This is a genomic window from Flavobacterium panacagri, from assembly GCF_030378165.1.
In the GTDB taxonomy this organism is placed as follows: domain Bacteria; phylum Bacteroidota; class Bacteroidia; order Flavobacteriales; family Flavobacteriaceae; genus Flavobacterium; species Flavobacterium panacagri.
In genome coordinates this window covers 5,711,703-5,728,206 of record NZ_CP119766.1, presented here as the reverse complement: position 1 = coordinate 5,728,206, position 16,504 = coordinate 5,711,703, and the positions used below count along the sequence as shown (strand labels likewise).

The window sequence follows — 16,504 nt, the reverse complement described above, 5'->3', positions numbered from 1 at the left end:
AATTGAAATTTAGAATTTGAAAATTTTTAGTTAACCGGAATATAAATATCAAAAGAAGCACCTTCATTCTGAATGCCAGAAGCTGTGATAACTCCGTTATGGTTTTCTACAATTTTCTTTACGATGGCCAGACCGATTCCAGTTCCGTTGTAACGGTCTCTTCCGTGTAAACGCTGAAAAACTTCAAAAATCTTTTTATTGTACTGCGATTCAAAACCTATTCCGTTGTCTGAAACTTGAATATGGCAGTAATTTTTATAGGAAATTAGTTTTTCAATATTTAAATCTTTTCCATTCTCTATTTTACTTGTGATTTTGATTTTAATTGGAACATTTGGGTCGGAGAATTTTAATGAGTTGCTGATCAAATTGTATAATAGCTGTTTGAACTGAAACGGAATTACATCAACTTCTGATGTTTTTTCTACTTCAATAACAGCACTTTTTTGCTCCAATTCTTCTTTTAAATCTTCTTTAACTTCTTCGATAATTTCAGAAAGATCGGTTTTGATGAAAATACGTTCTTGGACGTTTGTTCTCGAATACGAAAGTAAATCGTTAATCAAAGTCTGCATTCGCTGTGCGGCGTTTTGCATTCTTCTGAATTTATCTAAACCATTTTCAGATAAATTAACGGCTTCTTTTTCGATAATCTGCGAAGCAAAAGTCTGTATTTTTCGGAGCGGTTCCTGCAAATCATGACTGGAAATATAAGCAAATGACTGGAGTTCCTTATTCATTTCTTCCAGCTCGTTGTTTTTCTGCTCGAGCTCCATTGCATTCAATTTTAAAGTATCGTCTGCTCTTTTTTTATCGGTTAAATCGTGAGTCACTTTTGAAAAACCAATTACTTCTCCCTGTTTATTATGAACAGCGGTGATGACAACACTTGCCCAAAATAAATTTCCGTTTTTACGGGTACGCCAGCCTTCATGAATTGCTTTTCCATTGTCTCTTGCACGCTGTAAAAGCGTTTGTGGGAGATTGTTTTTTTGATCTTCGTTGGTATAAAAAACAGCAAAGTATTTCCCTATAATTTCGTCTGCTTTATACCCTTTTATTTTTTCGGCTCCAACATTCCAGTTTTCAATTATACCCTCTCGGTTGAGATATATAATCGCATATTCCTGAATCTCTTCAACCATTAAATGATAGCGTTCTTCACTTTTTCGGAGCGATTCATTGATCTGGATTAATTCTCTCGTTCGTGCTGTAACTTGCTGTTCCAGTTCGTGTGTAAAAGCTTTTTCGGTATGAATATCTGTAAAAGCGCCCACCCATTTTATAATTTTATTCTCAATATTGTAAACAGGTTCTCCAATAACGGTATGCCATCTGTAGCTGCCGTCTCTTCTGCGCATTCTCACATCACATCGATACATTTCGCCAGTTGCCAGTGCATTTTGCCAGATTCTAACATTTTCTTCAAAATCATCTGGATGAATCATAGCTTCCCAAGAACCTTCAACACCAGGCTGAATTCCAGTATATTCCAGCCATTTTCCAGAAGTAAACAAAGCATTTCCTTCAGCATCGGTTTCCCAAATTAACTGTGGAATACTTTCGGTCAGGGAACGGAATCGCATTTCGCTTTCTTCGATTTTTTTTCGGGCTTCGACTTTTTCAGTAACATCAATAAGTGTCATTCTGACTCCCGAAATAGAATCGTCACTTTCACGAAGTGGAGCAAATTCAAAATCTACATAAAATTGACTGCTTTCGTTTTCAATATAAAGAAGTGATTCAGCTTCAGAATATACTTTTCCTGTTTCATAAACTTGTTGCAGTAATTTGGCATATTTCTGTTCTTCTAATTCTGGAAATAGTTCTAATAGTTTTTTTCCTTGAACATCTATTTCTTCTTTTTTCCAGATATTATTTAACAGCACAAAATTGGCCATTTCGATTACAAAGTCATCGCCACGCAAAATTGCTTTTGGCACAGGCGACTGCATGATAAGATTTCGCAGTTTTTTTTCGTTTTCTTCAATTTTCTGCTTGTATTTTTTTTCTTCGGTAATATCACGAATTGTTCCAATAAGCTTTGCCGGCTCATTGTTTTCATCATAAAAAACTTTACCTTTTCCTTCCACCCAATGTATCGATTTGTCTTTCCAAATCACACGGACTTCATAATTTAAAAAGCCGGAACTTAAAGCATCTTTAAATCCTTTATTTCTAACATGTAAATCATCAGGATGAAGATGAGCGAGTAATTCCTCGTGTGTTAACGAAACATCTTCGGTGTAACCGCCTATAATTTCTAGGTATCTTTTAGAATAAATCGGATTTCTAGTTTTAACATTCAATTCCCAGGTTCCTAATTCACTGGCTTCGACCACAATTTTAAGACGGTCTTCGTTTAGCTCGATTTTTTTTCGGGCTTCTACTTTTTCGCTTACTTCTGTGACAGTGACTAAAATGCCTGAAATAATTCCGCTTTCTTCTTTTAGAGGATGATAAAGAAAGTCAAAATAACAGGTTTCAATTTTCCCGTATCGGTTTATTGGAACAGGAACTTCATTTCCACGAAAAGGAATTCCAGTATTTAAAACACCATCTAGTAAAGTACTGACTGTATCTTTTACCTCAGGAAGAGAATCATACAAAGGCCTGCCGGCAAAAGTATCTTCTTCTCGGTCTATCAATTTTAGATAGGCTTCATTGGCCATTTCGACTACATAATCGGAACCACGAAGAATGGTGATTCCAACAGGAGCTTGTTTTACGGTATTGCGGAAACGTTTGTCGCTTTCTTCGATTTTTTGTTTGGCCAGATATAAATCGGTTACTTCTGCAGCGGTGTTCATTACGCCGTAAATTTTACCATTGATATCATATAAAGGGGTAAAACTGTAATCAAAGTAAAAAGACTGCAATACATTATCTATGACAATATCAATGCGGGTATTTTTAGAATGAAAAGATTGTCCTGTTTCAAATACTGCCTCAACTTGTTCAAATATGGACTGGTTTTTTAATTCGGGAAGAATTTCTTTATAAGTTTTCCCGATTACATCTGGGCCTTTTCCCCAAATCTTTATAATAGAATCATTTGCCAGTTCGATACGCATTTCTTTCCCAACATAAACTGCGATCGGAAAAGGCGTATTTTCTACCAATTGACGAATTTTTTGTTCACTTTCTTCCACTTTAGAACGTGCCAAAACCTGAGCAGTAACTTCGGTTGCAATTGCAGCAACGCCAGAAATTGTTCCATCTGCTTCTCTAAGGGCTTCGTAAACAAAATTAACATAAGTATTTTCAGTTTGTCCATTTCGACTGAGTTGGACAAAAAGCTCATCTGTTGTGATTTTTTTACCAGTTGTAAAAACGTTCTGAAGAATTTCTTCAAGGCCTTGTTCCCTTAATTCAGGGATCGTTTCAAAAATTGGTTTATTGATAATATTGTTTTCTGTTGTTTCCCAGAGCTCAATCATTTGTTCATTGGCGATTTCAACTACATGATTTTTTCCTCTAAAAATACACATTGCAACCGGTGCCTGCATGATATTATTTACGAATCGTGCATTACTTTCCTGTAATGCATCGGCAACAATTTTCTTTTCTGTGGTTTCAATTACAGTAACTAAAATACCACCAACAGAACCGTCTTCTATTTTGATGGGACTATACGAAAAATCAAAAAAGCAGTCTTCCGTATAACCGTTTCGATGAAGTGAAACTTTAAAATCAGGGAAACTTACCGCTTTTCCTTTCATAACATCGGCAAACATTGGGCCGATTGTATCCCAGATTTCTCCAAATGTATTTTGAGAGCTGCTACCTAAAGCTTCAGGATGTTTTGAGACACCCAAAATTGGACGGAAAGCATCGTTGTATAACTGCGTATAATTTTTGCCCCATGCAATGTACATTCCAAAAGGATTGCCAAGTATCATGGCAGTCATAGTTTTTAAACTTTGCGGCCATTTTTCTGGATTACCCAAAGGAGTTTTGCTCCAATCTGCGGAACGTATTAGGCTTCCCATTTCTCCTCCTCCGGAAAGAAAATAATGTTCCTTTTTGTTGCGGTTCATTCCAGAGAAGATTTAGGGTTGCAGAATGAAATGAGCTCTTTCGGGCTGTTTGAAATTATTCTCAGATGCAGTAGTTAAGGCAATTTCGATTACCTTTTTCAATTTCGAAAAATCGCCAGGTTTTCGAATATAATACGAAGCACCATTTTTGTATAAGTTGTTTACAATTTCGCTGTCTAATGAAGTCGAAAAAATAATAACGGGCAGTTCCTTTAATTTTTCATCTGTCTTTATTTCTGCCAAACATTCTAAACCATTTTTTCTAGGCATGTTTAAATCAAGGAAAAGTACATCAGGAAAATTATTTGAAGTGTTTGTTTTTAAATAGTCCATTAATTGTACCCCATCATGGACTATAGTAAGAGCTGCATTAATTGAAGTTTCGTCGAGAGCTTCTTTAAAGAAAAGACAGTCATCATCATCGTCATCAGCTAGTAAAAGATTATAACGCTCTGTATTCATTTTCTTATATTCTCAATTTAGGGTTATATTTGTTTCGATAAATTTAACTTTTTTCGATCAGATTTTCTGTTTTTTTAGGAAGAATGTTTTTTTGGAAAGCAAAATTTTTAAACAGCCAAAATAGATTTTCTTAAATAGATGCAATTTTATTTTAAAAAATACGTTTGAAATATTTCTGCAGTCCTCTGACAAAATAAGTCAATAAAAGAGTACCCAATCTCTAGAAATCCCGCCAAAATCCGGCCTTTTTTTTTCAAAAAACACAGTTCTATTGTTTACTGTATCCATAAAGTGTAAAATAATTATACACTATTTTTGGGTTTATTTTTTATAAAATGCTCTATACCAGCTTTAAACCGTATTGGCACGCCGCTTGCAAATTATGTTTATGTCAAAATCTTTGATGTGTTAGTTTTTTATTGTTTCTCCCATACGAGTCATCAATAAATCAGAAAAGAAAAGATTTTACTAAAAGCCATAATTAAGCAATCAAAAAAAGGAGTATAAGCATGGAAAGCGAAACATTTATCTCAGAACAATTTTATTCGAACGGAAGTTCGGCTATCAGCAAAAAATCAGTAAACAGTTCTATTTTCGGAACTAAAGAAAAATCAAAAAAAATACACGTAGAAAGACCGACAAGTCCGTTTGGATTAGCTGTTCTTATTGGAACATTTGTGCTAATGCTGGCAGGAGGTTATGCAGTGTATCTTTTGCAAGACGATTTCGAACAATTTCATTTTGAAAGAATCGCTTCAACTTGGGGATTACCATTTTTAATCATCACAACGATTTTGTTCTTTTATCAAACAGGGGTTTTCTTGTACAGTTCATACTTGTATTTAAGATACAAACCAATCGAATCTGTTTCAGATGATTTACTGCCAACTTGTACGATTATCGTTCCGGCTTACAACGAAGGAAAATTAGTTTGGGATACTTTATTAAGTCTTGCAGACAGTGATTATCCAGCAGAAAAATTACAGCTTTTAGCTATTGACGATGGAAGTAAAGATGATACTTGGTACTGGATGCAGGAAGCCAAAGCAAAATTAGGAGATCGTGTAACGATTTTCCAGCAGCCAAAAAACCAAGGAAAACGTCAGGCTTTGTACAGAGGATTTAAACTAGGAACAGGAGAAATCTTTGTAACGGTTGACAGTGATTCTATTGTGAAAAAAGATACTTTGAGAAACTTAGTTAGTCCGTTTGTGGTAAACAAAAAATGCGGTGCTGTTGCAGGAAACGTTCAGGTTTTAAACAACAAATCGGCTATTTTACCAAAAATGCTGAATGTAAGTTTTGTAATGAGTTTTGAATTCCAACGTTCTGCTGAAAGCGAATTAGGATCTGTATTATGTACTCCGGGAGCTTTGGCAGCGTATAAAAGAGATGCAGTATTCAACTGTCTTCCAGAATGGATCAATCAGACTTTTATGGGAGAACCATCAGATATTGGAGAAGATCGTGCTTTGACTAATATGATTTTGAAACAAGGTTTTGAAGTTAAATTCCAAAGAAACGCAGTGGTATTGACTAATGTTCCTGAAGAATACAAAGGATTATATAAAATGTTCATTAGATGGGCGAGAAGTAACGTTCGTGAAAACCTGATGATGGCAAAATATGTTTTCACAGATTTTAGAAAAGGATCAAAATTTGGAGCGAGAATGTTATTCGCTAATCAATTCTTTAAAATCGCAATGACATATCCTTTTATCTTATTTATGTTCTACTTTATTGCAATCCATCCAATATTGTTCATAAGTTCAACATTCTTGGCAATTTTAATTTTCTCTAGTTTTTCAATGTTGTTCTATGCCAAAAGATACAATTTGGCTGAGTCTTTCTGGGCCTATTCATACAGTGTTTTCTACACTTTCAGTTTATTCTGGATTGCACCTTATGCTATTGCAACAGCAAATAAAAAAGGCTGGTTGACAAGAGGTTTATAATTTAGTACACTATATTTCTATATAAAACTCCACCCAAGAAAAAGGGGTTGTATCAATTTTGATACAACCCCTTTATTATGTTTGTATGGAAAGCATAGCTTTTCATTTTTTATGTTCAGCAATCATTCCGTAGGAATGTTTCATTGGTAAAAAAATGATAACCCCTAGACATTTACGTTCCGTAGGAACGTTTGATGTATTGGATAATTAAAAAAACAATGTCAAAATGAAACGTTCCTACGGAAAAAAAAAAATGAATATCAATATATTTTTTTTCTACCGATGAAATGTTCCTACGGAACAATTGTCGCTGTCTGTAGATGGATTGTTTTTAATGCGTTTTGATTTTTTTACCGATGAAATGTTGCTACGGAACAATTGTTGTCATTTTTATATGGTTTGTCATTATGTGTTTTGATTTAAATCTAATGATGCAATAATCTGCTTTTTCATTGTGGTATGAATATAATCCAGAGCTTCAGCATAAGAGATTGCATAATGTCTTTTGATGTTTTGATATTCTGACGGAAATCCGCTCAAAATTTTATCATAATAAACATTCAGCTGATCGTCTGCTGGCATTTCATATTTCAAACGAAGCTGAAATCTTCTAAGCAAAGCACTGTCAATGATTTCGTAATGATTCGTAGCACAAATCAATAAACTATCAGCAGGAAAATAATCAAAAAGCTGGATAATCGTATTTACCAAACGTCGCATTTCTCCAACGTCTTTATCGTCGCTGTCACGGCTTTTTCCGATTTGATCAAATTCGTCCAAAAATAAAACTGCTCTTTCACGGATTGTTTTGTCAAAAATTGCTTTTAGATTTTTTGAAGTTTCACCAATTCTAGAGTCGATTATGGTGCTGAGGTTAACAATAATAATCTTTTTGTTTAGCGTATGAGCAATCGCTTTTGCCGTTGTCGTTTTACCGCAGCCGGAACTTCCGTGCAGTAGAATTTTATTATCAACTTTAAGATTATACTTTTTAAGTTCTTCTATATATTGGTGTTCTTTGATAATCTGTAATAAAGTAGTTTTGTTTTCATTGCTAAAGAACAAATCGTCTAAAGCAATTTTTTCGGTATCGTTTACTGTAAGATCATTCAGGTTCATCTGCTGTTTAATTTGCTGCAAAATTAAGTTTTATTCTGCAATGTTTTCGTTCCAGATTTCTTTTCCGAGAAAGCGGTTTCCAAAGATCGAAGTACCAATTCGAACCATATTGGAGCCTTCGGCAATAGCTAGTTCCAAATCCTGAGACATTCCCATCGAAAGTTTTAAATCTTGTAAACCTTCAATTCCTTCCGAATAAATTTCATCCCGAATCGTTCTTAAAAGTCTTAAGGACGGAATCATTTTTTCTTTCTCAACATCCAATAAACCTATGGTCATTAAACCTTTAATGTTTAAAGTTTCGTACGATTTTATTTTTTTGATGAAATCCAAAACAGATGAAGGTTCCAGACCGAATTTACTTTCTTCATAAGAAGTATTTACCTGCACAAAAACATCCAGTTTCCTGTTTTGATTTAGAAGCTGTTTGTGTAATTCATCAGCCAGATTCAAGCGGTCAAGAGATTGAATACAGCTCGCATATTTGAGAACATCTTTTACTTTATTGGTTTGAAGATGTCCAATAAAGTGACGTTCGATAGGAAGATGTTTCAATGCAGTATCTTTATCCCGAAATTCCTGCATTTTGTTTTCGCCCATTAAAGTTTCTCCAGCTTCAATGGCAATTTTGATCCGGTCTGCCGGAACTGTTTTTGTAGCCAGTAAAAGCTGAACATCAGACGGATTTCTTCCAGAAGCTATGCAGGCATTTTCAATCCGTTGATGCACCTTTAGTAAATTAAAAATGATTTCGTTTTTCATGCTGTAAAATTAGGTTTAAGCATGAAAATTTTACTAGACCAGTATATTTCAAAAAATGAAAAAACTGGATGATTTCGCAATTTTAAAACCAATCTAAATTTGCAGAGTAAAAACTTAGTCCCGATAGTTATCGGGATAGCTACTTAGTAGCTTAGAATCTTTAAAAAGAAAAAAAATGAAAATAGCAGTTTGGGATACTTATGTAACCCGCAAAGACGGAAAAATAATGCACTTTGATATTTTGGTTGATGAAAATGTCAATGATGCCGAACAAGTGTATGAATATGGTAAAATATACCTAAAAACTGTAGCGCAAGAAGGACAGACTTTATCGTCTAAAGAATGCCGTTTCTGCCATATTGATAAAGCACCGATTGAGGTTGAAAACCAAATTCGAGAAAATGGGTTTTCTATTATTGAAATGGAAAACTGTAATTAATGACACACGGATAAAACGGATCCGCTATCGCGAAAACGCTGATTGACGCAGATTTAAAAATCCGTAATTTTCCGCGTCTTTGCGATAGCAAATCCGTAAAATCCGCGTCTAAACATGGGGTGTTGTAAATAGGCTTTTTACAAAAGCTTGGCAAGCGACTTAATCCCTTCTTCCATTTGTTTTTCTGAAAGAGAAGCATAACCTAAACGAAATCCTTTTATCGTTTCGCTGAAGCTAAATCTTTCCGGATTCATAATCTGAATACCCTGCGATTTTAGTTTTTCATAGACCTGTAAAACATTAATTTCAGCATTAGGAACAATCCAAAAAGCAAGTCCGCCTTCGGGTTTTATGAAAGTAATTTTATTTTGGAGATATTGGTTTAAGAGATTTTCAAAATAATCTCTTTTGCTTTTGTAAACCAGATTAGCTTTTTTAAGATGACGTTTTATTTTACCTTCGTTGATGAGGTTTAAAACCGCTTCTTCCATAATATTGTCACCTTGAACATCAATGATTTTTCTGTGTTTGGCTATTTTCTGAATGTTTTCAGATGAAGTTGCCAAATAACCAATACGTAAAGCCGGCGCCACAATTTTACTGAAGGTTCCAATATAGATGTAATTTTTTAAAGCCGAATAACTGGAAAGCGGCAAAATTGGGCGTTGTCCAAAATGAAACTCATTATCGTAATCGTCTTCAATAATCGTAAAACCATATTGGTTGGATAATTCGATAAGTTTTAATCTCTTTTTTAAAGACAAAGTTACGGTAGTTGGAAACTGATGATGAGGTGTTACATAAATCGCTTTTACGTTTTCATGCTTTAGCAGATATTCTTCAACCTGATTGATATTTAATCCGTCAGCCTCTAAGTCTACTGGAAGTAGTTTTGCCCCAGCATTTTCAAAAGTTTCCCAAGCAGGTTTGTAGCCAGGATTTTCAACTAACACAAAATCTCCCGATTTTAAAATGCAATGCGAAGCAAGATACATAGCCATCTGGCTGCCGCGGGTAATACAGATTTGATCCTGCGAAACACTCATGCCTCGTTTAAAATTCAGCATTTGGGCAATCGCTTTTCTGAATTCGGGATTTCCCAGTTCACTGCTGTACCCCATAATCTGCCAGCGTGATTTTCGGCTGAATAATTCTCTGTAGGCTCTCGCGAGATCATTCATTGGTGCCAATCGGCTGTCGGGAAGACCGTCATCAAAAACTAAATAACTTTTAGATTCTTCAATAACAGTTGGTTGTTCTTTTTTATTTTCAGAAAGAAGGGAAAATTTTGGAAGTGAATGCGTTACAAAAGTTCCTTTTCGGTCAACTGAGATCAGCCAGCCTTCGGCAATTAAAACGTCTAAAGCTTCCACTACAGTGTTTCGATTGACCTTTAATAGTTCGGCAAGCTGTCTGCTTCCAGGAAGCGCGTTTCCGCCAATTAACTTTCCAGTTTTTATCGCATCAATTACGGCATCGGCAATTTGAAGGTAAATCGCTTTATCTGATTTTTTGTCAAGCTGAATTTCTAATGGCCAAGGACGAAGCATCTGGACTGGTTATTTTTGGGTTTTTAAATTGGTTTAGATAGTCCAAATTTACAATAATTATAAGTGAAAAATACCTTTTAAATCTTTTCTATGCGAAATAAACTTATATTCAGTATTTTAAAAGGTTTTGTGGTTTTTAAAAGGATAAATAACTTCAGATGTAATAGCTGCTAAAAAAGTAGTATTTTGACTCGAAATAAGAAATTGAGCTGCAGATTTTTTTCTGCGCCTTATTTTTATAAAAAAAACGGTCATCTCATTTTTTGAGACAACCGCTTTTTCAGATTTCTAAGAGTATTAAGAAAGTACTGTCTCTGGCAGGACAACAGTTTTTTTAGTAAAGTTTAAAGTCATTTGATCTAAATGACCGTAGAAAAAAGTATCCAGAACTTCTTGAAAAACTGGATTAGCATTTTCTACCTGAACAAACAAGCTCATAGACGAATGCAGTTTTCGAGCGTCAAGTTCGCCTAGAATACCTTCGGCGGATTTCTTTTTGAAAGTCAGTAATAACTTCGAAATCTCAATTAAGTGTTTTGCTAAAACGGGATGATTAAGATAGGCTGTTGCTTCTTCTAAATTAGCTACAGCATAATAATCAGAAAGAGTACTTTTTCCTAAACCTTGAATTTGGGGAAAAATGAACCACATCCAATTGGTTTCTTTTTTACCTTTCTTAAGCTCAGAATAGGCCGTTAAGTACAATTTGTTTTGGGCGTCTAAAAATCGGGTCAAATCATTTTTTGCATAAATCATATTGAGATCATCTATTAAATGGTTTGTAAATCGGGTTTCTATTTCAGGTAACACTTATCTTAAATTTCGGGATTATTTTTCTTCGAATTTTCGATATCCAAAAGTAGACTCCAATCCAATTTTTGAGTTATAGAATTATGCTTGGTTTTTATATAATTTCGACAATTGTTTGAGTGTAAGAATGTCTTGTTAATTTCTTTGTAAAGTTTTGAATGATTCTAAATTCTAATGTTATTTTAATGTTCCAGAAAAAAAATGGCTCTAACTTGCGCGCTCAGAAAAATCAAGATAATTGCCTTAAATCACTGGAGTTTGGAATTCAATTTCAGTGATTTAATTTTAAATCTTCGCCTTTTAGAGTATGTTGAATAAAATTAAAAATAGCTTTTTATGTAAATGCCTTCAGGTGTTGCTAGTCGGCTATTTTTTAATTAGCAGTTTAAACATTTCAAATGGGGTTATTCGAATCATCAATAATAATGCTGAAACCTATACTGTAAAAGGAATAACTTGTAATTTTCTGAAAAAAATCTTCAAATGCGACGGGATTCCAGAAGAAGTGGATGACTACAAAACAAAAGATACTAAAACGGCCAAATTAGCAAAAGGAATTCCTTTAATGGAATATTTGATTTCTTCAGAATCAATAATGCCTAACCTGTATTTTCTAATCGAACAGAAAGGAAAAAAGTATATTGATAATACAAACTTCTCATTTGGTTTTCATGGTAAAATAGACATACCGCCTCCTCGGATGAATTCATAAATACTTGTTTTTTAGGGATAAGAAGAAAAAATCTTAATCTCGAATGCGGTTTTTGCCGTATATTTATTCTATGTAATAATCTTGTATTTATATCTAAATTCATGACACCATTTAAACGATTTTACAACTTATTGCAGCTCGATAAGCGCGATGTATATCAAATTATCTTCTATGCTGCATTTGCGGGTTTAGTAAACCTTTCTCTGCCTTTAGGAATTCAGGCTATTATTAACTTCATTCAAAGCGGACAGCTTAGTGTTTCTTGGATTGTTCTGGTAATTCTAGTTACGATAGGAGTTGGTTTTGGTGGGGTTTTAACTATTTTACAATTGCGTATTGTAGAGAATCTACAGCAACGAATCTTTGTGCGTTCTTCTTTTGAGTTTGCCTACAGAATGCCTTTAATTAAATTTAAGGAATTGTATACGGAATATGCTCCAGAAAAAGCCAATCGTTTCTTCGATACTTTGATGGTGCAGAAGGGAACGGCAAAATTACTGCTTGATTTCTGTACTGCATTTCTGCAGGTTGGTCTGGGGATTATTTTATTAGTACTTTACCATTCTTTCTTTATGGTAATTGGACTTCTTTTCATAGTTATCTTATGGGTTATTTTTAAATTTTCTTATAAAGATGGTTTAGAAACCAGTTTGAACGAATCGAAGTTTAAATATAAAGTGGCGGCTTGGCTTCAGGAAATTGCACGGAACCGTGAAAGTTTCCGCAAAAAAGCAGCTTTTGACTATGCTTTGGATAGAAATGATGGCTATGTAAGCAGCTACATCAATTACCGTGAAAAGCACTTTCAGGTAATGAAAAAACAATACATTCAGCTGACTATTTTTAAAGTAATTGTTACTGCTGCCTTATTGTCGATCGGTGGTTTTCTGGTAATTCACCACCAAATGAACATAGGGCAGTTCGTAGCAGCTGAGATCGTAATTGTACTTTTGATTAACTCTGTAGAAAAAATCATTTTCGGATTGGAATCTTTCTATGATGTTTTAACTTCGGTTGAAAAAATCGGGCAGGTAACGGATATGGAAATTTCATGTATTCCAGAAACTTCTGGTAAAACAGAAAAAGGAATTAACATTGAAACCGAAAGCATCAATTACAATTATCCAGACCACAATAAAAAGTCGCTTAAGAACATCAACCTGAAAATTTCTCAGGGAGAAAAAATTATTCTTTCGGGTACCAACGGAGCTGGAAAAAGTACTTTGCTAAGACTTTTATCTGGAGTTTTAGAGCCAGAAAGCGGTGCCATGTATGTGACAGATAATTATATGAATCGCTTAAGCGAAGACACCTATAGAGCTCAGGCAGGAACGTTTCTTCAGGGCGATACCTTATTTGCAGGAACAATTCGCGAGAATATTGTTTTTGGAAATGAAACTTTAAACAGCGACGATTTAAAATGGGCTTTAGATAATGTTGGGCTTACGCCTTACATCAAAACTTTCGAGAATGGATTAGAAAATCAAATTCATCCGGGAGGACGTGAACTTTCTGCTTCTGATGTGCAAAAAATTCTTTTGGCAAGAAGTATTGTGGGTAAACCAAATATCTTATTCTTAGAAGATCCAGTGGATAAAATGGATGAATTGACTTCGAATAAAATTGTTGATTTTTTACTTTCCGAAGAAAATGACTGGACGGTAATTGTAACTTCTAAAAGTGATGTTTGGAAGAGCAAATGCAGTCGTATGATCACGATTGATGACGGAAAAATTATTAACGACATAAAGCTTTAATCATGCTCAATATATCTAAAGATAATAACGTACTTATAACTCCGGGTCAATACAAATCGATTACAAGTGTTGCCCGCAGACCTCATTATAGAATTTTAAATAAAGTCATAATCGGATTTTTGATCTTCTGTGTTTGCTGCCTTTTTCTACCGTGGACACAAAATATTTCGGGAAGCGGTTCTGTAACGACTTTAAAACCAGATCAAAGACCACAGACAGTTCATAATGCTATTGCAGGACGAATTGAAAAATGGTTTGTAAAAGAAGGAGATTATGTAAAAAAAGGAGATACAATCCTTTTTATTTCGGAGATCAAAGAAGATTACCTGGATCCGAATTTGGTTGGAAATACCAAACAACAAGTTGATGCTAAAAAAATGGCCGTTGAATCGTACGGCGATAAAGTCAACTCTCTTGATGTTCAAGCACAGTCTTTGAATACTGAAAGACAATTGAAATTGGAACAAGCGGGAAATAAAATAAGACAAGCAAGACTGAAAATAAAAAGCGACAGTATGGATTTGGTTGCGGTAAGAACGCAGCTCCGAATTGCACAAACACAATTTGACCGTTCAACAGCTTTAAATAAAGAAGGCTTAAAGCCAATGACAGACGTCGAGCAGAAAAGGTTAAAACTGCAGGAATCGGAAGCGTATATTATTACGCAGGAAAATAAATTATTGAGCAGTAGAAATGAATTGATCAATGCGAAAGTGGAGATCAACAGAATTACAGCTGAATATGCGGAGAAAATTTCAAAATCCAGAAGTGATAAATTTACGGCATTAAGTACCCAATACGATACAGAAGCTCAGGTAAATAAGTTAGAAAATCAGTATACTAATTACAGATTAAGAAACGGTTTGTATTACATTACAGCACCACAAAGCGGTTATGTAAACCGTGCTTTATTAGCAGGTCTTGGAGAAACGATAAAAGAAGGAACTCCAGTAGTAAGTATTATGCCTTCTAGTTATGATATTGCGGTAGAAACCTATGTAGATCCTATCGATTTACCATTGGTTCACCGTGGTGCAAAAGTTCGTGTTTGGTTTGACGGATGGCCGCGAATTGTATTTTCTGGCTGGCCGGGATTATCTTACGGAACTTACGGTGGTAAAGTGGTTGCAATTGAAAACTTTATCAGTTCGAATGGAAAATACCGAATTTTAGTTTCGCCAGATGGAGAAGATCGTCACTGGCCAAAAGAATTGAGTATTGGTGCCGGTGCGCAAAGTATTGCATTGCTGGAAACCGTTTCGGTATGGTATGAGATTTGGCGAAACTTAAATGGTTTCCCGCCAAATTATTATAATTCAGGAGAAAAAGAAGCAAAAGGAAAGGAGAAAAAGTAAAATGAGAAATCTTGTAAAAATGTTTTCTTTCTTATTGTTGCTTAGTTTTTCTTCGCTTCAAAGTCAGAACTTTAATCAAGAAGAACTTACTTTCAGCGAGTTTTTGGGATATGTCAAAAAATACCATCCGCTGGTAAAACAAGCCAATCTTGAAGTGACCAATGCGCAGGCTAAATTAATGGCTGCGCGAGGCGGATTTGATCCAAAAATTGAAGTAGATTACAATAAGAAAGAATTTAAAGGCACAGAATATTATTCGTTACTAAACAGCAGTTTCAAAATTCCAACTTGGTACGGAGTAGAGATCAAAGCAGGTTTTGATGATACAGACGGACAGTATTACAATCCGCAGAATCGTACGCCAGAAGCTGGTTTAGCTTCGCTTGGAATTACTGTTGCCTTAGGTCAGGGAATGTTTATCAATCAGCGTATGGCTGATGTGAGAGAAGGAAAACTGAACATAAAATTAAGTGACGCACAGCGAAAACTAAGAGCTATCGAAGTTTTGTATCAGGCAAGCGAAGCGTATTTTGAGTGGAGAAGAAGTTACAATGAAGCTGAATTGTATAGAAATTATTTAGGTTTTGCCAGCACTCGTTTTCAAGGTGTTAAAAAACTTATTGACGCAGGTGATGGTGCTGCAATTGACAGCGTTGAAGCTAAAATTACCGTTAGAAACAGAGAGTTAAATGTGGAGAACGGAAATTTGAAATTAGCGAAAGCAAAACTGAAATTGTCTAATTTTTTATGGATCGAAAATGTTCCAGTTGAATTAGGCGATGTGGTAAAACCAGAGCAGAATTTAATTCAGACAATCGAAGAAACGCTAAGAACGGATGCCATGATGGTCGATGTGGAATCTTTGGATTCACATCCTAAAATACAGTCTTTGGAAACCAAAATGGATATTTTGGAAGTAAACCGACAGTTGAAAGCCAACTCGCTTTTGCCAAAAGTAAACGTAGGTTATAATTATATTTCTGAACCGAATTATTGGAATACATTTAATGCCGATGATTATAAATTCAATATCGATTTCAGCTTTCCAATTTTCTTAAGAAAAGAAAGAGGAAACTTAAAAATGGCAAAATTGAAGATTCAGGATTTGCAGTTTGATATTGGTCAGCAGCGTTTAGAACTTAAAAATAAAATCAAAGCACAGCAGACCGAAATTGCTTCTTTACGAAGACAAAAAATCGTAATTGATAATTTGGTAACCGATTATATGACGATGTTAAACTCAGAAGAAAAACTATTCTCATTTGGAGAAAGTTCTATTTTCTTAATCAATTCAAGAGAAAATAATTTGGTAAGCGCTAAGTTATCTCAGATTAGTTTAGAAAATCAGTTTTACATTTCGAATGCCGAATTGTATAAAATATTGGCAAATCCAGATTAATTATAAAAATATGCAGTTCGTACCTGTCTGCATACTATTAATTTTCAGAGTTTATTTTTTTTTAAAGAGGCCATCCAAGAAAGTTTTGGATGGTCTTTTTGATTTTAAATAATTAGCTTCGGAGAAGCGAAATATTTATAGAAA

General features: G+C 34.7%; 12 protein-coding genes. 6 read left to right on the top strand and 6 right to left on the bottom strand.

Going from position 1 to position 16,504, the window contains the following annotated elements:
* Nucleotides 1-26: 26 nt before the first annotated feature.
* Complete coding sequence (locus tag P2W65_RS24235; RefSeq protein ID WP_289662189.1) at nucleotides 27-4,040, bottom strand: PAS domain S-box protein; 4,014 nt, start codon at nucleotides 4,038-4,040, stop codon at nucleotides 27-29.
* A 12-nt stretch (nucleotides 4,041-4,052) separates the two neighbouring features.
* Nucleotides 4,053-4,502, bottom strand: a complete 450-nt coding sequence (locus P2W65_RS24230; protein ID WP_289662187.1) for a response regulator — start codon at nucleotides 4,500-4,502, stop codon at nucleotides 4,053-4,055.
* Nucleotides 4,503-5,011: 509 nt separating this feature from the next.
* On the opposite strand from P2W65_RS24230, the gene P2W65_RS24225 reads away from it, so the two are divergent.
* On the top strand, nucleotides 5,012-6,457 hold the full coding sequence (locus tag P2W65_RS24225; RefSeq protein ID WP_289662185.1) for a glycosyltransferase family 2 protein: 1,446 nt from the start codon (nucleotides 5,012-5,014) through the stop codon (nucleotides 6,455-6,457).
* Between the two features lie 405 nt (nucleotides 6,458-6,862).
* On the opposite strand, the gene P2W65_RS24220 is transcribed toward P2W65_RS24225, so the two are convergent.
* Both P2W65_RS24220 and P2W65_RS24215 read right to left on the bottom strand, forming a co-directional pair.
* On the bottom strand, nucleotides 6,863-7,576 hold the full coding sequence (locus P2W65_RS24220) for an AAA family ATPase (protein ID WP_289666219.1): 714 nt from the start codon (nucleotides 7,574-7,576) through the stop codon (nucleotides 6,863-6,865).
* 30 nt (nucleotides 7,577-7,606) lie between these two features.
* Complete coding sequence (locus tag P2W65_RS24215) at nucleotides 7,607-8,338, bottom strand: YggS family pyridoxal phosphate-dependent enzyme (protein ID WP_289662183.1); 732 nt, start codon at nucleotides 8,336-8,338, stop codon at nucleotides 7,607-7,609.
* A 175-nt stretch (nucleotides 8,339-8,513) separates the two neighbouring features.
* Between P2W65_RS24215 and P2W65_RS24210 the strand changes: the two genes are divergently transcribed.
* Nucleotides 8,514-8,777, top strand: a complete 264-nt coding sequence (locus P2W65_RS24210) for a DUF2024 family protein (RefSeq protein WP_289662181.1) — start codon at nucleotides 8,514-8,516, stop codon at nucleotides 8,775-8,777.
* Nucleotides 8,778-8,914: 137 nt separating this feature from the next.
* Here the strand turns inward: P2W65_RS24210 and pdxR are convergent, their stop codons facing one another.
* Together pdxR and P2W65_RS24200 are read right to left on the bottom strand one after the other, a co-directional pair.
* Nucleotides 8,915-10,327 carry a MocR-like pyridoxine biosynthesis transcription factor PdxR gene (pdxR, locus tag P2W65_RS24205; protein ID WP_289662179.1) on the bottom strand — a complete coding sequence of 471 codons (1,413 nt, stop codon included), beginning with the start codon at nucleotides 10,325-10,327 and terminating at the stop codon, nucleotides 8,915-8,917.
* Nucleotides 10,328-10,624: 297 nt separating this feature from the next.
* Nucleotides 10,625-11,083, bottom strand: coding sequence for a DUF1810 domain-containing protein (locus tag P2W65_RS24200; protein WP_289666217.1), 459 nt, complete (start codon nucleotides 11,081-11,083; stop codon nucleotides 10,625-10,627).
* Nucleotides 11,084-11,489: 406 nt separating this feature from the next.
* Here P2W65_RS24200 and P2W65_RS24195 point away from each other — a divergent pair, with 406 nt between their 5' ends.
* The 4 genes from P2W65_RS24195 to P2W65_RS24180 all read left to right on the top strand — a co-directional run bounded on the left by P2W65_RS24195 (nucleotide 11,490) and on the right by P2W65_RS24180 (nucleotide 16,360).
* The gene (locus P2W65_RS24195) at nucleotides 11,490-11,849 is read left to right on the top strand and encodes a hypothetical protein (RefSeq protein ID WP_289662177.1); all 360 of its coding nucleotides are present in this window, start codon (nucleotides 11,490-11,492) and stop codon (nucleotides 11,847-11,849) included.
* A gap of 101 nt (nucleotides 11,850-11,950) precedes the next feature.
* Complete coding sequence (locus tag P2W65_RS24190) at nucleotides 11,951-13,606, top strand: peptidase domain-containing ABC transporter (protein WP_289662175.1); 1,656 nt, start codon at nucleotides 11,951-11,953, stop codon at nucleotides 13,604-13,606.
* Between the two features lie 2 nt (nucleotides 13,607-13,608).
* Nucleotides 13,609-14,961, top strand: coding sequence for an HlyD family secretion protein (locus P2W65_RS24185; protein WP_289662173.1), 1,353 nt, complete (start codon nucleotides 13,609-13,611; stop codon nucleotides 14,959-14,961).
* Between the two features lies 1 nt (nucleotide 14,962).
* A complete protein-coding gene (locus tag P2W65_RS24180) occupies nucleotides 14,963-16,360 on the top strand; it encodes a TolC family protein (protein ID WP_289662171.1) in 1,398 nt (465 codons plus the stop codon).
* The last annotated feature ends 144 nt before the right edge of the window (nucleotides 16,361-16,504 follow it).